Annotated in this window: 19 protein-coding genes; 14 read left to right on the plus strand and 5 right to left on the minus strand. The window is 69.6% G+C overall.

Translation table 11 applies throughout. The features are described from left to right. Positions 1-169 precede the first annotated feature (169 nt). From BBK82_RS31580 to BBK82_RS31600, 5 genes are all read left to right on the plus strand, one after another. Positions 170-2134, plus strand: a complete 1965-nt coding sequence (locus BBK82_RS31580) for a tetratricopeptide repeat protein (protein ID WP_065918249.1) — start codon at positions 170-172, stop codon at positions 2132-2134. Further along, positions 2131-3168: a hypothetical protein gene (locus BBK82_RS31585; RefSeq protein ID WP_065918250.1), complete on the plus strand. Its 1038-nt coding sequence runs from the start codon at positions 2131-2133 to the stop codon at positions 3166-3168. Before BBK82_RS31580 ends, BBK82_RS31585 begins: the two co-directional genes overlap by 4 nt. A gap of 172 nt (positions 3169-3340) precedes the next feature. After that, positions 3341-6454, plus strand: a complete 3114-nt coding sequence (locus BBK82_RS31590; RefSeq protein WP_083268289.1) for a PA14 domain-containing protein — start codon at positions 3341-3343, stop codon at positions 6452-6454. A gap of 39 nt (positions 6455-6493) precedes the next feature. Continuing rightward, positions 6494-7507, plus strand: a complete 1014-nt coding sequence (locus tag BBK82_RS31595) for a LacI family DNA-binding transcriptional regulator (RefSeq protein ID WP_065918251.1) — start codon at positions 6494-6496, stop codon at positions 7505-7507. 156 nt (positions 7508-7663) lie between these two features. Beyond that, positions 7664-9814 carry a discoidin domain-containing protein gene (locus tag BBK82_RS31600; RefSeq protein WP_418287461.1) on the plus strand — a complete coding sequence of 717 codons (2151 nt, stop codon included), beginning with the start codon at positions 7664-7666 and terminating at the stop codon, positions 9812-9814. Between the two features lie 154 nt (positions 9815-9968). On the opposite strand, the gene BBK82_RS31605 is transcribed toward BBK82_RS31600, so the two are convergent. Then, the gene (locus tag BBK82_RS31605) at positions 9969-10871 is read right to left on the minus strand and encodes a DUF1996 domain-containing protein (RefSeq protein WP_065918253.1); all 903 of its coding nucleotides are present in this window, start codon (positions 10869-10871) and stop codon (positions 9969-9971) included. A 184-nt stretch (positions 10872-11055) separates the two neighbouring features. On the opposite strand from BBK82_RS31605, the gene BBK82_RS31610 reads away from it, so the two are divergent. Together BBK82_RS31610 and BBK82_RS31615 are read left to right on the plus strand one after the other, a co-directional pair. Continuing rightward, the gene (locus BBK82_RS31610; protein WP_065918254.1) at positions 11056-13167 is read left to right on the plus strand and encodes a discoidin domain-containing protein; all 2112 of its coding nucleotides are present in this window, start codon (positions 11056-11058) and stop codon (positions 13165-13167) included. 163 nt (positions 13168-13330) lie between these two features. Next, positions 13331-14287 (plus strand): hypothetical protein, encoded by a 957-nt coding sequence (locus tag BBK82_RS31615; protein WP_065918255.1) that lies wholly within the window; start codon positions 13331-13333, stop codon positions 14285-14287. Here the strand turns inward: BBK82_RS31615 and BBK82_RS31620 are convergent. The 4 genes from BBK82_RS31620 to BBK82_RS31635 are packed head-to-tail and all read right to left on the minus strand — an operon-like array spanning position 14284 to position 17751. Beyond that, on the minus strand, positions 14284-15864 hold the full coding sequence (locus tag BBK82_RS31620; RefSeq protein ID WP_065918256.1) for a Na+/H+ antiporter: 1581 nt from the start codon (positions 15862-15864) through the stop codon (positions 14284-14286). The genes BBK82_RS31615 and BBK82_RS31620 overlap by 4 nt on opposite strands. Positions 15865-15882: 18 nt before the next feature. Continuing rightward, positions 15883-16191, minus strand: coding sequence for a thioredoxin (gene trxA, locus BBK82_RS31625; RefSeq protein WP_065918257.1), 309 nt, complete (start codon positions 16189-16191; stop codon positions 15883-15885). Beyond that, positions 16182-16568 (minus strand): MerR family transcriptional regulator, encoded by a 387-nt coding sequence (locus BBK82_RS31630; protein ID WP_065918258.1) that lies wholly within the window; start codon positions 16566-16568, stop codon positions 16182-16184. Before BBK82_RS31630 ends, trxA begins: the two co-directional genes overlap by 10 nt. 28 nt (positions 16569-16596) lie before the next feature. Then, positions 16597-17751: a hypothetical protein gene (locus BBK82_RS31635; protein WP_154697611.1), complete on the minus strand. Its 1155-nt coding sequence runs from the start codon at positions 17749-17751 to the stop codon at positions 16597-16599. A 227-nt stretch (positions 17752-17978) separates the two neighbouring features. Here BBK82_RS31635 and BBK82_RS31640 point away from each other — a divergent pair, with 227 nt between their 5' ends. From BBK82_RS31640 to BBK82_RS31665, 7 genes are all read left to right on the plus strand, one after another. Further along, entirely contained in the window at positions 17979-18836 is an 858-nt protein-coding gene (locus BBK82_RS31640; RefSeq protein WP_065918260.1) for an LLM class flavin-dependent oxidoreductase, read from the plus strand. Then, the gene (locus tag BBK82_RS31645; RefSeq protein WP_065918261.1) at positions 18833-20104 is read left to right on the plus strand and encodes an LLM class flavin-dependent oxidoreductase; all 1272 of its coding nucleotides are present in this window, start codon (positions 18833-18835) and stop codon (positions 20102-20104) included. Before BBK82_RS31640 ends, BBK82_RS31645 begins: the two co-directional genes overlap by 4 nt. 104 nt (positions 20105-20208) lie before the next feature. After that, on the plus strand, positions 20209-20286 hold the full coding sequence (locus BBK82_RS56865) for a putative leader peptide (protein WP_418287530.1): 78 nt from the start codon (positions 20209-20211) through the stop codon (positions 20284-20286). Positions 20287-20398: 112 nt separating this feature from the next. Then, on the plus strand, positions 20399-21211 hold the full coding sequence (locus BBK82_RS31650; RefSeq protein WP_237048449.1) for an amino acid ABC transporter permease: 813 nt from the start codon (positions 20399-20401) through the stop codon (positions 21209-21211). Continuing rightward, positions 21208-21957, plus strand: a complete 750-nt coding sequence (locus BBK82_RS31655) for an amino acid ABC transporter ATP-binding protein (RefSeq protein WP_065918263.1) — start codon at positions 21208-21210, stop codon at positions 21955-21957. The genes BBK82_RS31650 and BBK82_RS31655 overlap by 4 nt, the downstream gene beginning before the upstream one ends. 13 nt (positions 21958-21970) lie before the next feature. Next, entirely contained in the window at positions 21971-22906 is a 936-nt protein-coding gene (locus BBK82_RS31660) for an ABC transporter substrate-binding protein (RefSeq protein WP_065918264.1), read from the plus strand. A 10-nt stretch (positions 22907-22916) separates the two neighbouring features. Next, entirely contained in the window at positions 22917-23360 is a 444-nt protein-coding gene (locus BBK82_RS31665) for a winged helix-turn-helix domain-containing protein (protein WP_065918265.1), read from the plus strand. The last annotated feature ends 8 nt before the right edge of the window (positions 23361-23368 follow it).

Raw genomic sequence — 23368 nt, forward strand, 5'->3', positions numbered from 1 at the left:
GGCGAATTCGATTCGACGAGGACTGATTTCCGTGCGAGCACCACAAATGACGGAGCAATCAGTCGCCCGTATCGCAGAGCTGACCCACAGGAGTGACGCACGGGATTTCTGCGCATTGTTGTGGATGATGGGAAATGTGGACGACGGATCAGGTGCGGTCAGAAACCGCGTGGACGGGACACGTGTCGGACCGGTGGTCCAGACCGGCGCCGTGCACGGGGACGTCCACCTGTACCCGGCCACCGCGCAGAGCTACCACGTTCCCCGCCAACTACCTGCCACCAGCAGGCACTTCGTCGGCAGGTCGGACGCTCTCGCGGCGCTGACGGCATTGGCGGACGCCCCGGCCGAACGAGGAAACCGGCTGTGCGTGGTCGAAGGAGCGCCCGGGGTCGGCAAGACCTGCCTCGTCACGCGGTGGGCTCGTGACGTCGCCGACCGGCTGTTCCCCGACGGGCAGATCTACCTCAACCTGCACGGATTCACGCCGGGCCGGCCTGCGGTCGGCCGTGAGCGGGCCACGCTGGCGTTGTTGTCCGCGTTGCGGGTGCCTCCCGGCGCGGTGCCGCAGGACAGCGACGAGCGGATGGCCCTGTTCCGCGATCTGGTGCACGGCCGCTCCTTGTTGCTGGTGCTCGACAACGCCAGGGACAGCGGGCAGGTGGAACCGCTGCTGCCCGGTGACGGTTGTTTCGTGGTCGTCACCACTCGTCGCAGTCCTGCTGCGCTGCACGCGTTGTACGGCGTGGAGGTCCTGCGGCTGGGCACGTTGACGCGGGCCGAGTCGCTGGAGCTGTTCGAGAACTACCTCGGTGCCGGGCGGGCCGGGGACCCCGCGGTTCTCCAGCTCGCCGAGAAGTGTGCCGACCTGCCACTCGCCGTGTCGATCGCGGCCGCATCGGCCGTGCAGCACCCCGGGATGGACCTGGAGCGGTTCGCCGGGGAGCTGCGCGGCCACGGTCTGCGGCTGGACATCCCCGCCGCCGATCTGCGAGCCGTTGTCGCGAGCTCGTTCGACTTGCTGTCGGACGGAGCCGCCCGCACGGCGAGGTTGACGAGCCGGTGGCCCGGCGACTCCTTCACCGTCGAGGGCGCGGCCGCGGTGACCGGGCTGACCGTCCGGACGGCCGACGCTCACCTGCGCGAGCTCACGTCGCACAACCTGCTGCTCGCCGAGTCCGGCCGGTACCGCTTCCACGACCTGCTCCGGGCGTTCGCGGGGGAACGGTGCGCGGCCGTCGACTCGGACGAGGTGCGCCGCACGGCGATGGCCGGCTTCCTGGAGTACGCCCTGCACACCGCGCTTCGCGCCGACCGTCTCCTGAACTCGCACCGGCGACCGATCGACGCGCCGGCTCCGCCCGCCGGGATGGTCTTCCCCGCGGTGGAGAGCTACGCCGAGGCGGTCGACTGGTTCGCGGCCGAGATCACGGCTCTGCTCGCCGCCGCGCGCGTCGCGTTCGACCAGAAAGCGTTTGCCCACGCGTGGATGATCCCGTGGGCGCTCACGAACTTCCTGCACCTGCACGGCCGGTGGCAGGACTGGGTCGACTGCCACACCACGGCGCTCAAGGCCGTCAGGGTGCTGGACGACGTGGCAGCCGAGAACCGCGTGCTGCAGTCGATGGCACGGGCGTACGCCGAGCTCGGCGAGCCGGAGCGGTCGGCGGAGTGCTACTCGTCCGCGCTGGAGAACTACCGCCGCTGCGGCGATGCCCACGGCGAGGCCAACTGCCTCAACGGCAGAGCCGGCAGCCACCTGTACGCGGGCAGGCCGGGGGAGGCGTGCGACGACGCGACCGCCGCCTTGCGGATCTACCTCGCCCGCGACGACGTGGCGGGGCAGGCGAGCACGATCAACCTGCTCGGCCGGGTGCGGACCGCGCAGGGGTCGCTGGAAAGCGGGGTCGTGTTGCACGGCAAGGCGTTGCGGCTGTTCCGGGGGCTCGGCGACCGCTACGGCCAAGCACAGGCCCTCGACGCGATGGGGCTCGCGTTGTCGTCGTTGGGACGGCACCGGTTCGCGCTCGTCTGCCACAGGCGTGCCGTCGAACTCAACGAGGCCCTGGGGAGCACCGTCCACCTGGCCCGTTCGCGCGAACGGGCCGCTCAGGCGTTGGAGGCTTCGCGGTGATCACGTCGTCCCTGTCCGGCGCGCCGTTCCACCTGGTCGTGGCGATGGACGACGTCCCGGTCCGCGACATCCTGCTGCTCACGATCGTGGGTGGTGCCGTGCTGGCCGTGCCCGTCCTGATCCTCACGACCAGGCCGAGGCGGTCCAGAACGCCGGGGGACAGGAAGTCCTCGATGCCGTTCTTCACGATCGGCAAAGCGCTCACCCTCGCGGTCCCGGTGGGCCTCGGCGTCATCCACCTGACCGGTGGTCCGCAGAACGTGCTGGAAGCCCAGGCGCACAACCTCATCCTGCCCTTCATCGTCCTGGCAAGCCTTTTCCTCGACGCGGCGTTGCGCAAGCGCAAAGCGGAAGAGGAGAGGGAGGTCGTTCTCGAGACCGGTGCGGTGGTCTACATCCGCGGGTTCCACCGCGAGCTCGACCTGTTCGCGTACACGTCCGTGAACCACAAGGTGAACGACGAGCTCGGCATCACCTACAAGCCGAACCGGTTCCGCCGCGGCAGAGCCTCGTTCGCCGAGTTCCTGGAGCCCACCGTCAAGGAGCTGCTGGGACGTTGGCAGCAGATGGGGAACTTGCACGACCGCCTTCCCCAGCACGGCGGTACGGCGGCCTACACGCCCGACAAGGAGTGGCGAGAACAGTTCGCCTCGCTGGTGGAGAACTCGCTCTGCGTCATCACGTTCCCGCACCCGTACCGGCAGCTGCGCTACGAGCTGGCGGTGATCGAAAAGGCGAACGCGCACCGACGGTTGTTCCTGCTCACCCCGCCGGAACCCCCCTTTCCCGGGTACGGCGACAAGAGCGATGTCCACGCGCAGAACTGGAGGGGTTTCGCCGACGAGGCCGCCAAGCCCCACCAGGACTTCGAGCTGGACGGGTACAACGCCGGCGACGACCCCGGGCCGGGCGCCGTCGTGACGTTCGACGCCGACTGCAAGGCCATCGTGCTGTGCCAGAACGCGAAAACCCCGTCCCAGTACATTTCCGCGATCCGGTCGCACCTCGACGCGATCAAGGGCGCCGTGAGCTGACCGGACAGGCCCTCCCAGCCGGGAAGTCCTGCAGTTGACCGTCGACTCGCCGCAACTTGTCCGGTTTGACATGCCCGATACCTCCGAACGGCCGTAGCAAGGACTCCGAACCGTGTGCGTGGATATAGGCGAGCGTCTTACAACGTTGTAAAACCGAAGGGGAATCTCGCCGATGAGGAAAGCCGCCCCCGCACTCGTCGCCCTGCTGCTCACACTGGGCCTGATGCCGGGAACACCGCCGGCGATCGCCGAGGAGGCCGCCGGGCAGTCCGCCGCGCCCGTGCACGGCCTGAAGGGCGAGTACTTCAGCATGTCGGCGCCGGGCGCGCGGGACTTCGCCGACCTGGGCGGCACCGTGCTCGACGCCGACATCAACCAGGGTGACCTGACCGGTGTGTTCGGCTTTCTGAACGGCCGCACCGAGCACACGACCGCGCGCTGGACCGGGCAGATCGCGGTGCCGCAGACCGGCGACTACACGTTCTACGCCATCGGCGACAACGGGTTCCGGCTGCTGATCGACGACAAGCCCGTGATCGACCACTGGGTGCCCGACTGGGACCGCGAGCAGACCAGTGCGCCGGTGACGCTCACCGCCGGGCGGCAGTACGCCTTCAAGCTGGAGATGTTCCAGGACGTCGGCGGCGCCAACATGTTCCTGCGCTGGTCGAGCGCGAACACGCCGAAGCAGCTGGTGCCGGAGTCCGCGTTCACGCCGCCGTCGGACTTCCAGGTCGTGCCGCGCACGGCGGAGGTCTCCAAGGACGGCCGCACGCTCACCGCGGACTTCGGCGGCCGCGTCACCGGCACGAACGACCTCAAGGACCACCTGCGCATCGAGGTCGACGCCACGCCGTTCCCGATCTCGCTCATCACCACGAGCCGCACCAAGGCCACGATCCGGCTGGGCGAGCGCGTGCTGAAGGGTCAGCGGGTCCGGATCTACTACGACGGCGCGGGTGCGCTCGCGGTCGACGGCCAGAAGGTCGGGAAGACCGCTCGCACGACCGGCAACGTCTCCACCGAGCGGCTCAGGACGCCGTGGGGCGAGAACTTCGACGCGCGCAACCCGTTGCCCGAGTACCCGCGGCCGCAGCTCGAGCGTGACAAGTGGCTGAACCTCAACGGGCCGTGGGAGTTCTCCGCGGCCACGGCGGGGCAGCAGCCCACGTTCGGCAAGAAGCTGCCGGAGAAGGTCGTCGTCCCGTTCCCGATCGAGTCGCAGCTCTCCGGGCTCGAGCGGCACGAGGACCACATGTTCTACCGCAAGACCGTGAACGTGCCGCACGACTGGCGGATCGGCAGCGGGCAGCGGCTGAAGCTCCACTTCGGCGCGGTCGACTACCAGGCGAAGGTGTGGGTCAACGGCAAGCTGGTCGCCGAGCACACCGGTGGTTACACGGCGTTCAGCGCGGACATCACCGACGTGCTCAGGCGCGGTGAGCAGGAGATCGTCGTCGCGGTCACCGACACCACCGGCCCGCACCAGCCCAAGGGCAAGCAGTCGCGCAACCCCAGCGGCATCTTCTACACGCCGTCGTCGGGCATCTGGCAGACGGTGTGGATGGAGCCGGTGGCGGACAAGGGGATCGACGAGATCAAGACGACCCCCGACCTCGCGTCCAGCTCGCTCACGGTGAACGTCAAGTCGGCCGGCACCGCCACCGTCACCGCGGTCGCCCGCGACGACAGGGGCAGGCAGGTCGGCACGGTCACCGGACCGGCGAACACGAACCTCAGACTGCCGGTGCCGAACCCGCACCTGTGGACGCCGGACGACCCGTACCTCTACAAGCTCGACATCACGCTCGGCAGGGACAAGGTCAAGAGCTACTTCGGCATGCGCTCCACCGGCATCGCGAACGTCGGCGGCACGCCCAAGCTCACGCTCAACGGCCAGCCGATCTTCAACCTGATGCAGCTCGACCAGGGCTTCTACCCGGACGGCCTGAACACCGCGCCGAGCGACGAGGCGCTGGTCTTCGACCTCAAGGCGCAGAAGGACCTCGGCTTCAACTCGGTCCGCAAGCACATCAAGGCCGAGCCCGCCCGCTGGTACTACCACGCGGACCGGCTGGGACTGCTGGTCTGGCAGGACTTCGTGTCGCTGGAGGACGGGAACAACCCGGTCGCGCAGCAGGCCTTCGTCAAGGAGGGCCGCGAGCTGATGGACCAGCTGCACAACTACCCGTCGATCTACTCCTGGATCGTGTTCAACGAGGGCTGGGGCGAGTGGGACCGCACCGTGACCGGCCAGATCGCCGACGAGGTCAAGGCCGCCGACCCGAGCCGGATCGTCAACGCCCACAGCGGTGTCAACTGCTGCGCCTCCAAGGGTGACAGCGGCAAGGGCGACGTCATCGACCACCACGACTACAACAACACCGACCCGGCCCGTCCGGACGGCAAGCGCGTGGTGATGGACGGCGAGCACGGCGGCTTCACGCTGCGCACGCCGGGCCACCAGTGGCCGGGTGCGCCGATCGCGATCTACAGCGGTGTGGCGGACAAGGCGGCGCTGACGGCGAAGTACGTCGACAACACCCGCACGTTCTACCTGGGCCAGGCCCGCGCGGAGATGTCCGCGTCGGTCTACACGCAGGTCACCGACCTGGAGGGCGAGCTCAACGGGCTCTGGACCTACGACCGCAAGCGCCTCAAGGTCGATCCTGGTCCCGTCCGCGAGATCAACCGGCGGGTCATCGAGGCCGGGGCGAACGCGGGCAAGCCGTACCCGTACGCGGGCAGCGGTGAGTGGAAGCTGAACGAGACCAAGGGCTCGACGGCCGAGGACTCGACCGGCAAGAACCCGCTCACGCTCAGCCCGACCGGTGCCACCTGGAAGGACGGCGCGCTCGAGTTCCGCAACGGCTCGGCGGACACCTACGGCCCGGTGGTCGACACGACCAAGGACTACACGGTGTCGGCGAAGGTGCGGCTCGACGAGGTGCCTGCCAACTACGCCACCGCCGTCAGCCAGGACGGCCGTCAGGCGGAGAACCCGTTCTACCTGCAGTACGGCCAGGGCGCGTTCGCGTTCAGCACGCCGGGCGGCAACCGGGCCCGGTACGAGGTCGTGCCGGAGGTCGGCCGCTGGTACGAGCTGAAGGGTGAGCGCAGGGGCGGCGAGATCCGCCTCTACCTGGACGGCGCGCTGGTGGCCACCGCGACCGCCGGACCGGCGATCGAGAGCACCGGCGCGTTCACGGTCGGCCGGGCCAAGTACAACGGTCAGAACGTCGACCACTGGCGCGGTGCGATCAAGGACGTTCGTATCGGTTCTTGATGTTGGGAGAACGCTCTCCCAGCGTGGTACAACCGGTGTATGAGCAAGAGCGCGCCCACGCTGGAGGACGTCGCCAGAGTTGCGGGTGTCTCACGTGCGACGGTGTCGCGTGTGGTCAACGGCACCCGCAACGTTGATCCGCACCTCCAGGAGACGGTGCGCAACGCGATCGAGCAGACCGGGTACTCGCCGAACAGGGCGGCCCGGTCTCTCGTCACGCGGCGCACCGGCACGGTCGCGCTGGTGATCTCCGGCGCCGGCGGGGGATCGGACGTCTTCACCGACCCGTTCTTCGGCCGGGTGACCGCCGGGGTGGTCGACTTCCTGCGCCCGCACAGCGTGCACCCGGTGCTCATGCTCGCCGACTCGGAGCCCGCGCGGACCGAGGTGGTCGAGTTCCTGCGGCAGGGCAGTGCCGACGGCGCCCTGCTGGTCACCACGCACCCCGCGGACCCGTTGCCGGCCAGGCTGATGGCGGCCGGGGTGCCGTCGGTGCTCTACGCGAGGCCCGGCACGCCGACGCCGGTCAGCTACGTCGACATGGACCACCGCGCGGGCGGGCGGCTCGCGGCCGACCACCTGGTGGCGTCCGGGCGGACCGAGATCGTCACCATCTCCGGGCCGCTCGACGTGCTGGCGAGCCAGGACCGGCTCGCCGGGTTCCGCGACGCCATGGCGCGCCACGGTTTCCCGTACGTGCCGACCGCGGAGGGCGGGTTCACCGCGCAGAGCGGTGAGGCCGCGATGACCAGGCTGCTCACCGAGCACCCCGACCTCGACGGCGTGTTCGCCGCGAACGACCTGATGGCGCAGGCGGCGGTGTTCGTCGTGCAGGCGCACGGGTTGCGCGTCCCCGACGACGTGGCGGTCGTGGGGTTCGACGACAGCGCACCGGCGCTCGCGTGCCGCCCGCAGCTCACGACCGTGCGCCAGCCGGTCGAGCGGATGGCCGCCGCGATGGCCGAACTGCTGCTCGCCGACCTCGAAGAACCGGGACAACGGCCGAGATCCGTCATCTTCGAACCGGAACTCGTCGTCCGCGCCTCCGCTTGATTGACCTGTCCGACACGCGGCGTTAACGTCTGGGAGAGCGCTCTCACGGCGACCGGTCGCCAACCGTCCCGGGCTCCACGCCCCTACGTGTCAGGCAGGATCATGGGCATACCCCTGTCCAGGGCGGCCGCGCTTTCCGCCGCCGCTCTGTGTCTCGTGACCACCGTCAGCGCCACGACCTCGACCTCAGCCGGTGCCGCCGCGTGCGGTACCTCCAACGTCGCACTCAACCGCCCGGCCACCGCGTCCTCGACCGAGAACGGCGGCACGCCGGCCTCGGCCGCGGTCGACGGCAACGCGGGCACCCGCTGGTCGTCGCAGTTCTCCGACCCGCAGTGGCTGCAGGTCGACCTCGGCTCCACGCAGCAGGTCTGCCGAGTCTCCCTGAGCTGGGAAGGCGCGTACGGCAGGGCTTTCCAGGTGCAGGTGAGCGACAACGCCGCCGACTCCGGTTCGTGGCGCAGCGTCTACTCGACCACCAGCGGAACCGGTGGCACGCAGGCGCTCGACGTCTCCGGGACCGGCCGGTACGTGCGGGTGCTGGGCACCCAGCGCGGCACCGGCTACGGCTATTCGTTGTGGGAGCTGAGCGTCAACGCCACCACCCCGGACACGCCCGGTGTGACGCCGACGGACCCGCGCAACCCGGACTTCGGGCCGAACGTGTACGTCTACGGGCCGGGCTCGTCGCAGGCGGAGATGCAGTCGCGCCTGGACGCGATCTCCGCGCAGATGAAGACGAACCAGTTCGGTCCGCAGCGCCACGCCGTGCTGTTCAAGCCCGGTTCGTACAACGCTGATGTGAACCTGCGGTTCTACACGCAGATCGTCGGTCTCGGCTTGATGCCGGACGACGTGAACATCAACGGCCACATCCGGGTCGAGGCCGACTGGTTGCAGCAGGGTGACGACCCGAACAACCTCGGCAACGCGACCCAGAACTTCTGGCGCGGCGCGGAGAACCTGTCGGTGACGCTGCCCGCGAACCAGATCGAGCGCTGGGCGGTCTCGCAGGCCACCGCGTACCGCCGGATGCACCTGCGCGGCCAGGCGCACCTGTGGAACGGCTACGACGGCTGGGCCAGCGGCGGCCTGATCGTGGACAGCAAGATCGACGGCACGGTGATCTCGGGGTCGCAGCAGCAGTTCCTGACCCGCAACAGCAACCTGGCGGGCGGCTGGTCTGGGTCGGTGTGGAACATGGTCTTCGCCGGCACCCAGGGCGCACCCGCGAACCACTTCCCGAACCCGTCGCACACGACCGTGGACACCTCGCCGGTGACGCGGGAGAAGCCGTACCTGTACTTCGACGGCTCCGGTGAGTACCGCGTCTTCCTGCCCGCGCTGCGCCAGAACTCGCGCGGCACGAGCTGGGAGAACGGCAACCCCGGCACGTCGGTGTCGCTGGCGGACTTCTTCATCGTCAAGCCCGGCACCCCGGCCGCCACGATCAACGCGGCGCTGACGCAGGGCAAGCACCTGCTGCTCACGCCGGGCATCCACCAGCTCGACGACACGATCAGGGTGACCCGCCCGAACACCGTGGTCCTCGGCCTGGGCCTGGCGACGCTGACGCCCACCACGGGCAGGGCCGCGCTGACGACGTCCGATGTGGACGGTGTGAAGCTGGCCGGGTTCCTGGTCGACGCCGGCGTGCGGAACTCCCCGGTGCTGCTGGAGATCGGTGACTCCGGCGCCACCTCGCACGCGGCGAACCCGACCTCGTTGCACGACGTGTACCTGCGCGTCGGTGGCTCGCAGGCCGGCAAGGCGACGGTCAGCATGCGCGTCAACAGCCAGCACACGATCATCGACCACACCTGGGTGTGGCGCGCCGACCACGGCGAGGGCGTCAGCTGGACGGCCAACCCCGGCCAGAACGGCGTGGTCGTCAACGGCGACAACGTGATCGCGTACGGGTTGTTCGTCGAGCACTACCAGCAGCACAACCTGATCTGGAACGGCAACGGCGGCCGCGTCTACCTCTACCAGAACGAGCTGCCGTACGACCCGCCCAACCAGGCGGCGTGGATGAACGGCTCCAAGCGCGGCTGGGCGGGGTACAAGGTCTCGGACAACGTGACCACCCACCAGGCGTTCGGCGTCGGCGTGTACGCCTTCAACCAGGCCGATCCGAGCATCGTGACCGACAACGGCTTCGAGGCGCCGAACAGGCCAGGAGTCCGGTTCACGCACCTGGTCGCGGTGTCGCTCGGCGGGGTGGGGACGATCGCGAACGTCATCAACGGCACGGGTGGGCAGGCGGACCTGGCAAACCAGGTCCGGTACGTCGTGAGCTACCCCTGATGTGACAGCGGTGTGAGCGCCTGACGGGCGCCGCGACCACCTCGGTCGCGGCGCCCGTTGTTCTGTGTGGCAGGGCGTTGTGCGGCGGGCGTTGATGCGCAAAAGGAACACCCCAGGGCACGCGCCGCCCTGGGGTGCATGGAAGGGGAGAACGCTACCTCGGCAACCGGTAGTCCGGTCCGAGCGCGGCACCCCTGTGTGGCTTGTACAGATCATATCCACGCGGGTCGCACTGCAGGCCACCGTTCACGCAGTGGCGGACCAGCGCGGCCTGGGTCGGCGCGTCCCAGGCGTTCATGAAGTCGTAGTGCCAGGTGTAGCCGCGGCCGCTGGACAGCCGGACGCGGGACATGTCACCGGACACCGGGAACGCCATCTTGAACTCCAGCATCGGCACCGCGACCGGGTGTGACGACGGGCAGACCAGGGTGGCGCGGTCCGGGTAGGCCATGTGTGACTTGTGGTCCGCCGAGTCGAGGTCGCGGCCGTTCCAGCAGCTGGGGGCCTGGTACCGGATGTTGAGCTGGGTGCCGGGCGGGCACCAGGCGGGGATGTCGTAGTTGTGGAAGCTGTCGCCGCACTCCCAGCCCTCCACGGCGCCGGGGGCGGTGCGGAACTGCTCCTGGGTGGCGCTCGGGCTGCCGACCACGAACCGGATGCCCGGCGGGAACGGCACGACGTCCTGGTACTTCAGGATGCCCGACTTGTAGTAGATGACCTGCGGGAAGTCCGGCGGGATGAGCTGGTCGCCGTTGTAGACCGACGGGAACCAGTACGCGGACTTGTCGTCGGGCGTCTTGCAGTTGGTCTGGCCCGCTCGCAACGAGTCGGTGGTGGTGCGGGCGTTGGTGGTCGGGTTGCCAAGGAACGTGTGGAGGTGCGACGCGCCCGGCAGTCCCGGCAAGACGATCGGGTCGTCCGGGAGGTGGTGCGTGACCGAGCAGTTCGCCTGGAACTCGTGGTGCGTGACCAGGTCGTCCGCTTGGGCCTGGGTGACGACGACGAACGCCGTCACCAGGGCGGCCGCCGCCGCTAGTGCGCTGAGTTTTCTGGACACCTTTGTCCTCCTGCCGACGTGGGGAACCGGCTTGGAGAGCGCTCTCCCAACCAGGTTCCCGCTCCGGTCGGCGAGGTGTCAAGACCGGTTCTTTGACACTGCCGACGCTGGGTCGTAACGTTCGTCGGCAGGGTTGTGAGAGCGCTCTCCACGCACACGACCCCTACCCGTGGCAGGAGGCGCGATGGTTCGCGTCCGCTCCATCGGCACGGTTCTCGCCGTGCTCGCAAGTCTTGTGCTCGTACCGGGAACGGTGACCGCCGCGCCCGAACTGCTCTCCCAGGGCAAGCCCGCCGTCGCGTCCTCGGCCGAGAACGGCGGCACGCCCGCGTCGGCCGCGGTCGACGGTGATGCGGGCACGCGCTGGTCCAGTCAGTGGAGCGACCCGCAGTGGCTGCGGGTCGACCTGGGTGCGTCGTCGGCGATCACCCGCGTCGAGCTCGACTGGGAAGGCGCGTACGCCACCGCGTTCGACATCCAGACCTCGGCCAATGGCGACTCCTGGCAGACCGTCCGCTCGGTCACCGGCGCCACCGGCGGCCGGCAGGGTCACGACGTCAGCGGCACCGGCCGTTACGTGCGCGTCAACGCCACCCAGCGCGCCAACGGTTACGGCGTCTCGTTGTGGGAGTTCCGGGTCTTCGGCTCACAAGGTCCCGTCGCGCCAACGGGTGTGCACGTGACCGGTTCGCAGGGCAACTGGCGGTTGCTCGTGGACGGTCAGCCGTGGACGGTGAAGGGCCTGACCTGGGGCCCGCCCGCCGCCGACGCCGCGCGGTACATGCCGGAGCTGAAGTCCATGGGCGTCAACACGTTGCGCACCTGGGGCACCGACGCCTCGACCCGTCCGCTGCTCGACGCGGCCGCGGCGAACGGCCTGCGCGTGATGAACGGCTTCTGGCTGCAGCCCGGCGGCGGTCCCGGTTCCGGCGGCTGCGTCAACTACGTCACCGACGCGCAGTACAAAGCGGACATGCTCGGGCAGATCCGGCAATGGGTGACCACCTACAAGGACCACCCCGGCGTGCTCATGTGGAACGTCGGCAACGAGTCCATCCTCGGCCTGCAGAACTGCTACTCCGGCACCGAGCTGGAGAACCAGCGCGTGGCCTACGCGCGGTACCTCAACGAGGCCGCCCGCGCGATCCACGCGATCGACACCAACCACCCGGTGACGAACACGGACGCGTGGACCGGCGCGTGGGCGTACCTGAAGGCGCACACGCCCGACCTCGACCTGTACTCGGTCAACTCCTACGGCAACGTCTGCCAGGTGCGCCAGGACTGGCTCAACGGCGGCTACACCAAGCCGTACATCCTCACCGAGGCCGGACCCGCCGGTGAGTGGGAGGTCCCCAACGACGCCAACGGCGTGCCCGCGGAACCCACCGACGTGCAGAAGCGCGACGGCTACACCCAGGCGTGGAACTGCATCGTCGGCCACACCGGGGTGTCGTTCGGCGGCACGTTGTTCCACTACGGCACCGAGTACGACTTCGGCGCGGTGTGGTTCAACCTGACCCCGGCGGGCAAGAAGCGGCTGTCGTTCTACGCGGTGCAGCGCGCGTTCGGCGGCGCCACCCCGGCCAACACCCCGCCGGTGATCTCCGCGATGAACGTCCCGCAAACCGTCGCCGCCGGTGCACCGCTCACCGTCGACGTGACGGCCTCGGACCCGAACGGCGACACGATCACGTGGTCGGCGGCGCTGAACTCGAAGTACATCGACAACAGCGGAGGTCTCGCGAACGCGCCGGTGCAGGTCAACGGCAACCGCCTGACGCTCACCGCACCCGACCGCCTCGGCGTGTGGAAGGTGTACGTGATGGCCGAGGACGGCCGCGGCAACATCGGCATCGAGACCCGCTCGGTCCGGGTCGTGGCACCGCAACCGTCCGGCGTGAACGTCGCGCAGGGCAAGGCGGTCACCGCCTCCTCCTACCAGCAGGTCGGCGACGGGGCACCGTTCCCGCCCTCCAACGCGGTCGACGGCAACGCCGGCTCGCGCTGGGCCACCGACTGGGTCGACCCGCAGTGGCTGCGCGTCGACCTGGGCGCGGTGACGACGTTCCAGCACGTGCAGCTGGTGTGGGAGGGCGCGTTCGGCCGCGCCTACGAGATCCAGGTGTCCGACGACGGCACCAGCTGGCGCGCGGTCTACGGCACGACGACCGGCAACGGCGGTGTGGACGCGATCGACGTGACCGCGACCGCCCGCTACGTCCGGCTGCACGCCACGCAGCGCGGCACCGGCTGGGGCTACTCGCTCTACGAGCTCGGCGTCTACCGGCGCTGAGCTCGTGGTCACCGGAACCCGGCCGCACGTCGGCCAGGTTCCGGTGACAGCCCGGAGTGCGTTCCGCGGTCATGCCACGACGATCAACGTGGTGGCGACCATCAGCAGCCAGTGAGTAGTTCCACTGTTCCCCGCGCACGTCCGCGCCTGCCAGGGTGATCACGTGGTGCACACGGGGGAGGGGCACGCCATCGGGCGTGTCCTGGTTCAGGTGGCGGCGGCCGGCGTGATCGGCGCACTGGCCGTGCTGCCCTTGGTCGGGGCCGTGGTCGGCGTGCTGCTCGGCGGCGCCACGGCCGCGGTGGTCATGGCCGGCGTGTTCGCGGTGGTGCTGGTCGTGGCCCTGACAGCGGTGGCAGGACTGGCCCCGGACGCGTCGTGGCTCACCGGTTCCCGAGGCGGCCGCATCTGCTGGGCCGTGTTCGTCGGTGCCGGCGGCACGGTCCTGTGGCTGCTCTCGTGGGACCTCACCGACGCCGCCGGCCTCGCCCTGAGCCGAACTCCGACTCTCTGGGTACCCGCCTCCGTGGTGCTGTTCGCGCTGATGGCGGCCCTGCTGCTGCGCCGCTGGTACCTCGCCGCCGGCTCACTGACCGTCCTGGTCGCCACCGCCCTGCTGGTGCTCAAAGCACTGGCCGACGCCTCACCGTCCGCCCTGGACCTGCGGTTCGCCGACGACCAGATCGCACGCGGCTCGCTGATGGCGACCACCGTCCCCGGCTACCGCCTGCGGCCCGGCCAGGGCACCTGGTACCTCGAACCCGACGGCGCCGACCCGCAGGCGCGCTACATCTCCGTCGGCCCGCGGCTGGGCGCGGACCCCGGCGAGTGCGTGTACGGGGCGAAGGTCTGCGACGTCGAGACCGCGTCACTGCGGTACGAGCTCTTCGAGGACGCCCAGGCCTACACGCGCTACCTGGTAGGCCGGGAGGTCGAGGTCAGGGGAGGCCTCGCGGTCGACAGGGGCACCCTGCGCACCGCCGCGCTGGAACTGCGCCCGGCCACCGACGGCGAGGCGTGGGAGGTGCTGCCGGAGCCGCGTCCGTCCACACCGGACCGCCCGGTCCGCGAGGTGGCACGGGAGCTGGCCCGCGACCTGTTCGGCGGTCACTGGCACTAGTCTTCGACCTCGCGCCGTGACAACCGGACCTCCTCCACGTCCAGCCGCGCCTGCACCGTCCGCAGCACGATGTCGTCGATCGCCCGCTCGTCGCGCAGCCGCACCACCGTGGCCCGCTTGTGCGCGATCAGCTCCAGCCGCAGCGCCGCGTACTCCGCCTCCGCCTGCGTGGTCTCCTCGTCGCCGCTCGCGGCGGAGCGCTGGACCTCCAGGTGGTGGTCGTACTCGGCCAGCACCCGCTTGTAGACGACGTCGCTGACGCCGACCTTGTCCGCCAGGCCCGGCAGCGCCTCGTAGGCCTCCTCCGACGCCGTCGACTGGGCCAGGCGCAGCTCCTCCTCCACGGCCGTGTCCTCAGGCAGGTGCGCCCACCGCACGATCACCGGCAGCAGCAGCGACTGCACGACCAGCGTCAGCACCACCACGCCGGACGTGATCAGCACGATCTCCTCGCGGAACGGGAACGGCGCGCCCGACGCCGTGGTCTCCGGGACCGCGAGCGCCGCGGCCAGTGACACGGCACCGCGGAACCCGGCTGCCGTGCTGACCATGCGTTGCCGTGCGCCGACACGACGCAGACGTTGCTGAGGGCGGCGGTCAATCGCACGGATGACATATGGCGTGGTGTAGCTCCACGCCACACGCGTGCCCACGACCGCCAACGCCACCAGCCCGATAGCACCGAACGACGCCAGCACCTCCGCGCCGTCCAACGCGCGCACCGCACCGTGCGCTTGCAGTCCGATGAGGACGAACAACGAGCCGTTCAACAGGAACGTCGACAACCGCCAGAACGCCTCCGACTGCTGCCGTGCGTCGGCGCGCACCAGCCGCGGCCCGATCTGGCTCAACGTCAGGCCCGCGACGACCACCGCGATCACGCCGGACCCGTGCACGAGCTCGGCCAGCAGGAACGCCGCGAACGGCGTCAGCACGCTGACCACGCTCTCCTGCACGGGGTTGTCGAGCCGGCGCCGGACCTGCACCACGAGCCACGCGCACAGCAGGCCCGCCGCCGCGCCGCCGGCGTAGGACAGCAGGAACCGCCAGCCGACCAGTCCGCCGCTGTACTGCACCTCGCCCGCGGTGACGGCGACCGCGATGCCGTAGATGACCAGCGCGGTGCCGTCGTTGATCAGCGACTCGGCCTTGATGACGGTGGTGGTGCGCCGCGGCAGCCCACGCGCGATCGCCGCCACCGCCGTGGCGTCAGTGGGGGCCAGCGCCGCTCCGAGGACCCAGGCAGGTCCCCAGTCCAGCCCCAGCGCGTGACCGACCCAGGCGATCGCCGCGGCCGTCGCGATCACCAGCAGGGTGCTGGTCAGCACGATTACGCGCAGGTTGGAACGGATCTCGCGCAACGAGGTGGTGAGGCTCTCCCAGTACAGCAGCGCCGGGAGGAAGATCAGCAGCATCGCCTCCGGCGGCAGGCTCACCGACTCCAGGCTCGGCACGAACCCGAGCACCGCGCCGAACACCACGAGCAACACCGGCGCCGCGACGCGCAACCGTCCGGCCGCGACGCTGCTCACCAGCACGCACACACCCAGCACCACGACGAGTTCCAGACCGAGCATGCGCGTAATCTAAAACCTTCAAGCGGACAAGGCGTCATCCAGTTCGGCGAGCAGCCGCGACTTGGGCCGTGCCCCCACGATCGAACGAATCGGCACGCCGTCGCGGAACAACAGCATCGTCGGCAGCGACATCACCTGGTAGTCGCGGGCCGTCGCCGTGTTCTCGTCGGCGTTGATGCGCAGAACGGTCAGATCGTCGCGCTCGCGGTCGATCTCGTCGAGCACCGGCGAGAGCATGTGGCACGGTCCGCACCACTGCGCCCAGAACTCGACGAGCACGGTCCCGGTCCGCACGCTCGCGGCGAACGTCGCGTCGGTCAGCTGCACTTGAACTCCTTGGGTTCGTCCACCCGGCACGGGTCGAAGGCCTCGATCCTGTCGACGAGGAACGCGCGAACGGCGTGCAACCGGTCCAGGCACGCGTCGACCTCGGCGAGCTTGCGCCGGTAGATCTCCCGCGAGTCCGGGCACGAGTCACCGGACTCGTGCCCCGCGCGCAGGCACGCCACGAACGGCCGGGTGTCCTCCAGCGACAGCCCGATCGACTGCAGCGACTGGATCTCCGCGACCAGCCGCAGGTCGTGCTCGTCGTACTCGCGGTAGCCGTTGGCCGTGCGTTGTGCCTGCAAGAGCCCTTGCGACTCGTAGAACCGCAACGCGCGCGTGGTGGTGCCGGCTCGCTTGGCCAGTTCGCCGATCCTCATGCGACGACGCTAAACGTTGACGCCCACGTCAAGGCAACATCGATTCCAGCTCCGGTGGCACCTGGTGCCGCTGGACGTGGGTCTGCACGGGCTCGCGCGGCGGCAGCGGGGGAGGGCTGAGCCAGAGCACTTGGTGGCAGTGCTGGAAGTACTGCTCCCACGGCTGCTTCAGGGCGGCCACCGTCTGATCCAGGTCAGGTGGGATCCGGCCGGTGATGGCGGCGGAGGCGGCGTGCCCGGTGCGGAACGCGTCGGTCTCGAAGGTCAGGCCGGTCCGGTAGGCCCGGTAGGCGCCGGAGTACGCCGCGAACGCGCGGCGGAACCGCAGCCTGACCTGCTCGAACCGGTTGCGGAAGTACACCACGTCCACCGGCACCTTCGGGTCGTGGTCCATCTTCGGCGCCGCCATGAGCTCCTGTGCGAACGCGCCGACGGCCAGCTGGGCGGCGGTGTACTCCGGTTTGGCCGCTTTCAGCTGCTCGTGCACGACGACGTTCGCGGGGATCGACTGCGACCAGCTCGCGGCTTCGTGTTGCTCCTCGGCGGTGAGAGCGCCGCCCTGGGCCATGGCGGCTTGAACGGCCCGCGGGTCCATCTTGAGGTCGGCCGCGACCTCTGCGGCGATGTCGCCTGCCGGGCGCTTCTTGTTCTCCTTGACCTTCGCCGCGCACCGCATGCGCGCCACGCGGAAGAACTGTTCGACGTGCCGGGTCTCGTGGACGACCGTGTCCGCGAGGGCGGCTTGCGCGTTCTGGTCGGCCAGCGGGGCTTGCACGGTGCCCGGCTTGATGTTGATGACCCACAGGTCCGGTTTGAACTCGCCGTGCGTGCTGCCGCCGACTCCGGGCAGACCGGAGAAGACGCCGACGGTGTAGGTGATGCCGATGGCCGTGAGCTGGTCGTTGATGGTCGTCCTGAGGTCCTTCAGCCGGGAGTCCGCGTTGGCCTGGCCGGCGTTCCAGCGGGCGAACACCGGGCCCAGGTCGGTGACGAAGGTGCCCACGTTCGCCGCGAGCCCCGTGTCGCGCTGCACGGTCAGGGTGCGCGCGACCGCCCGGTTGCCGGCCGCGGCCTGCAGTGAGAGCACCGCTCGCTGGGAGCTCGTCGCCGGTGGTCCGTGCCGTTCGCCGGAACGCCTGCCGGGTTCTCGCCCGTCTGAGTCCTGGCACTGACCACGTTTCATCGGCGGCACCTTTGCTCAGCTGTCCCGGCGTCGACTTCCGGTATTCCAGAACGCTCGGGGGACCGCGAGGAACGCACGGGCGGCCGTGCGTGCGGAGTTCGCCGCCCCTCCGGGCAGTGCCGAGCCGGAAATATTCCCGCTCACGCCCTCGATCCCACCTGGTGACCGCCTCAGCGAAGAGCGTGAAAACGCGACCAGACTGCGGGAACCCGACGAGAGGGGGACCGGTGGGAGCACCACTGCACCTGGCCGTCGCGCTGCCCGTCACCGGCGAGTTCACCGCGCGGTACTGGACGGAGCTCGTGCGCGAGGCCGAGGACGCCAAGCTCGACTTCGTGACGTTCGACGACTCGCTGGGCGGTGCGCCCGGCCTCGACGCCGTGCTGATCGCCGCCAGGGTCGCGCCGCTGACCAGCCGCATCGGCCTGGTGCCGACCGCGGTTGTCACGCACACCGAGCCGTTCCACGTGTCGAAGGCCATCGCCACGCTTGACCACGTGAGCGGCGGGCGCGGTGGTGTGTTGCTCGACGTCGCGCCGGACCCGTTGCACGCCAAGCACTTCGGGCGCCGCGAAAACCTGGGCGACCTCTGGGGCGAGGCGGCCGACTACGCCGAGGTGCTGAGGAGGTTGTGGGACAGCTGGGAGGACGACGCGGAGATCCGCGACGTGGCCACCGGGCGGTTCATCGACCGGGAGAAGCTGCACCACATCGACTTCGAGGGCAGCTGGTTCAGCGTGCGCGGTCCGTCGATCACGCCCCGGCCGCCGCAGGGACACCCGCCGATCGCGGCCACCGAGGCCGGTTTCGCCGACATCGTGTTCTCCGACAACGCTTCTGCCTCCGACAAGCTCGTGTTCCGAGATGTCGACGCGACCGTGACGCCCGAGCGACTCCAGCAGTGGCAGACCGAGGGCTTCACCGGCTTCCGGCTGCACGGCGACCTGCGCGAGGTCACCCGCGGGCTCGTGCCGCGGCTGCGCGAACGCGGCTTGTTCCGCACCGAGTACGAACACCAGACGCTGCGGGGGTACCTCGGCCTCGGCAGGCCCGAGAACCGGTATGCGGCAGGGAGCGCGCGATGACCAAGCAGATCCACCTCGCCGCCCACTTCCCCGGCGTGAACAACACGACGGTGTGGAGCGATCCGCAGGCGGGCAGCCACATCGAGTTCCGCTCGTTCGTCCACCTGGCGCAGACGGCGGAACGCGCGAAGTTCGACTTCTTCTTCCTCGCCGAGGGTCTGCGGCTGCGCGAGCAGGGCGGGCAGATCCACGACCTCGATGTGGTCGGCCGCCCGGACACGTTCACCGTGCTGGCGGCGCTCGCGGCCGTCACCGACCGGCTCGGGCTCGCCGGCACGATCAACTCGACCTTCAACGAACCCTACGAGGTGGCGCGGCAGTTCGCCTCGCTCGACCACCTCTCGGCCGGCCGGGCCGCGTGGAACGTCGTCACGTCGTGGGACGCGTTCACCGGCGAGAACTTCCGCCGCGGCGGCTTCCTCAAGCAGGAGGACCGCTACAGCAGGGCGGAGTCGTTCCTGCGCACCGCGTGGAAGCTCTTCGACACCGGCGTCGGCCCGTTCGAGCACACCGACGAGCACTTCGACATCAGCGGCACGTTCGGCGTCCCGCGCTCACCGCAGGGCCGCCCGGTGATCCTGCAGGCCGGTGACTCCGAGGAAGGGCGGGAGTTCGCTGCCGCCACCGCGGACGCCATCTTCTCCCGCTACGCCACCTTGGAAGAAGGCCAACGGTTCTACCGTGACGTCAAGGGCCGGCTCGCCAAGCACGGGCGCACGCACGACCAGCTGAAGATCCTCCCGGCCGCGACCTTCGTGCTCGGCGACACCGACGCCGACGCGCAGGAGAAGGCCGCGGTGGTGCGGCGTCAGCAGGTCAGCGGTGCCACGGCGATCCGGTTCCTGGAACAGGTGTGGAACCGCGACCTGAGCGGCTACGACCCGGACAGGCCGCTGCCCGACGTGGAGCCGCGGACCGGGGAGAACACCATCGCCAAGGGTCGGGCGAGCGTGCGGATGTTCAAAGATCCCGTCGCCACGGTCACCGAGTGGCGGGAGAAGGCGGCGGCGAAGAACCTGTCGATCCGCGACCTGGTGATCGACGTGAGCGCCCGGCAGACGTTCACCGGGTCGGCCGCCACCGTCGCGACGCAGATCAACGACCTGGTGCAGCAGGACGCGGCGGACGGCTTCATCCTGGTGCCGCACGTGACGCCCGGCGGGCTCGACGAGTTCGCGGACACCGTCGTGCCGTTGCTGCAGGAACGCGGCGTGTTCCGGGAGGACTACAGCGGCCCGACGCTGCGGGATCACCTCGGTCTCCGATAGTTGTTCACCACGTGGACGCCCTTGCCCACGTGTTCGGCGGATCCCTACGGTGAGCCGTGTTCTGCAACGTGCTCCTCATCGAGCGCAGGGAGGGGAGGACAGGAATGACCTTCGCCTTGTTCCTGTCCTCCCGCAGGCACATCGACCTCGGCCGCGTGTCCAGCGCCACCTGTTCGGGCTGACCGCTACCGCCTTCACCGCCCGTCCGGCCCACAGGGATCCGCCATGCCGCCATCAGGCACACTCGTGTTGAAATCCACAAAGGACAGACAGGCGGAGCTTGCCTCCTTGCCGGTGGTGCCCGCGCGGCACCCGTGGCGGTGGGTCGGCGTCGTGGTCGTGCTGGTGCTCGCCGCCCAGTTCGTCCACGGCCTGGTCACGAACCCCGGCTGGGACTGGCCGACGTTCGCCCGCTACTTCACCGCGGAGTCGGTCATCCGCGCGGTCGGCACCACGATCGTGCTCACCGTGCTCGGCACGGTCCTCGGCTTCGCGCTCGGCGTCGTGGTGGCGCTGCTGCGGATGTCGCGCAGCCCGTTGCTGCAGGCGGTCGGCTGGACCTACGTGTGGGCGTTCCGCTCGATCCCGCTGATCGTGCAGCTGTTGTTCTGGTTCAACATCTCCTACCTCTACCAGCGGCTGTCGGTCGGCATCCCGTTCGGGCCGGAGTTCTACTCCTTCGAGACCGTGCAGCTGATCAGCCCGATGGGCGCGGCCGTTCTCGGGCTCGCGCTGCACCAGGCCGCCTACGCCGCCGAGATCGTGCGCTCCGGCGTGATCTCGGTCGAGCCAGGCCAGCTGGAGGCCGCCGCCGCGCTGGGCATCCCGAAGGGCCGCCAGTTCCGCAGGATCGTGCTGCCGCAGGCGATGCGCGCCATCCTGCCGAACGCCGCGAACGAGGTGATCAGCCTCTTCAAGGGAACGTCGGTGGTGTCGGTGATGGCGATCGGCGAGCTCTTCTACCAGGTGCAGGTGATCTACGGCCGCAACGCGCGGGTCGTGGCGCTGCTGATGGTCGCGACCGTCTGGTACATCATCCTGACCACGCTGCTCTCGATCGGCCAGCACTACGTCGAGCGGTACTTCGCGAAGGGTGCCCGCCGGTGATCGAGCTGCTGGGGGTGCACAAGAGCTTCGGTGCCAACGAGGTGCTGCGCGGGGTGTCGCTGGAGGTCGCCGCCGGCGAGGTCGTGGTGGTGCTCGGGCCGTCCGGGTCCGGCAAGTCGACGTTGCTGCGCACGATCAACCACCTGGAGAAGGTGGACCGCGGGTTCATCAGCGTCGACGGCGAGCTCGTCGGCTACCGCAGGGCCGGTCGCAGGCTGCACGAGCTCAAGGAGCGCGAGATCCTCGAACAACGCGCGCACATCGGGTTCGTGTTCCAGAACTTCAACCTCTTCCCGCACCTCACCGCGCTGGAGAACGTGGTGGAGGCGCCGATCGCGCACCGCAGGCCCCGCGGGCAGGTGTACGCCGAAGGCCGCGAGCTGCTCGCCAGGGTCGGCCTCGCCGACAAGGAGGACGCCTACCCGCGGCAGCTCTCCGGTGGCCAGCAGCAACGCGTCGCGATCGCCAGAGCCCTTGCCACGAAACCGAAGGTCGTGCTGTTCGACGAGCCGACCTCGGCGCTGGACCCGGAACTGGTCGGTGAGGTGCTCGACGTGATGCGCGACCTGGCGCGGACCGGCACGACGATGGTCGTGGTCACCCACGAGATCGGGTTCGCCCGCGAGGTGGCGGACCGGGTCGTGTTCCTCGACGCGGGTGTGGTGGTCGAGGAGGGCACTCCCGGTGAGGTGCTCGACCACCCCGTCCACGAGCGCACCCGCGCTTTCCTCTCCAAAGTTCTCTGACAAGGAGCCTGTTGTGCGCAGAGCAGCACTGGTCGCGTTGACGTTCGTCCTGGCCGCGTGCGCCACGCCCGCCGAGAGCGAGCCCTCCACGGTGAGCGGTCTGAGCGTGAGCCTCGGGCCCGACCAGAACCGGGTGAAGGCCACCAAGGACGACAAGATCGCCGCGAAGGTGCCGGAGAAGTTCCGCGCCAAGGGCGAGCTCGTCGTCGGTGGATCCGCGGGTACAGCACCACCTCTGCGGTTCTACGCCACAGACGACCGCACGGTGATCGGCGTGGAGACCGACATCGCGTACCTGGTCGCCGACGTGCTGGGGCTGAAGGTGAGACTCGAGGCCTCCTCGTGGGAGAACCTCTTCGTGGGCCTCGACAGCGGCGCCACCGACGTGGGCCTGTCGAACATCACCGTCACCGAGGCGCGCAAGGAGAAGTACGACTTCGCCACCTACCGGCTCGACACGCTGGCGTTCGAGGCGAAGAAGGGCGGCACCTGGAAGGTCAGAGAGCCCAAGGACGTCGCGGGCAAGGTGATCGCCGTGACCTCCGGCACCAACCAGGAGAAGATCCTCGTCGACTGGAGCGCCCAGAACGTCGCCGCGGGACTGAAAGCCACCGACATCAAGTACTTCCAGAACTCGTCGGACTACTACCTGGCGCTGCAGTCCGGACGCATCGACGCCTACCTCGGCCCGAACCCGACCTCGGCCTACCACGCGGCGGTGTCCGGGGAGACCGAGGTGATCGGCAACTTCTCCGGTGGCGCGTCGGTGCAGGGCAAGATCGCCGTGACCACGGTGAAGGGCAACGGTTTGGTCGCTCCGGTGCAGGAGGCGCTCAACCAGCTGATCGCGAACGGCAAGTACGCGGAGGTGCTGAAGCGCTGGGGCCTGCCCGACGAGGCCGTGCCGACGTCGGAGATCAACCCGCCGGGTCTGCCGAAGACCTCGTGAGGAGACTGTCGTGCGACTCGTGCTCACCATCGAAACCGATGACGACCAGGCGGCGGTGCGGCTGCTCGGCGCGCTGAGGCAGGCCGGCCTGGTGCTCGCGGAACCCGTGCTGGACGCCGACGTCAGGATCCTGCCGCACACCAGGCAGGTGCTGTGCCGGGGCAAGGCGGTCGAGCTGACCCGGCTGGAGTTCGAGCTGCTGCTCTACCTGTGCGAACACCCCGACCGCGTGCACCGCCGCCGTGAGCTGATGGCGGCGGTGTGGGGGATCGACGACGACTACAGCGGCGGCCGCACGGTCGACGTGCACGTGCGGCGGGTGCGGCAGAAGCTGAGCGACACCGACGAGGTGATCCAGACCGTCCGCGGCGTCGGGTACCTGGTGGCGTCCGGCCGGGTGCGGGTGGAGCAGGCCGCGGAGGTCGTGCGGCTGGCGGACCGCCGGGTCGGCTGAGCGGAGAG

The organism is Lentzea guizhouensis (assembly GCF_001701025.1).
Lineage (GTDB): Bacteria > Actinomycetota > Actinomycetes > Mycobacteriales > Pseudonocardiaceae > Lentzea > Lentzea guizhouensis.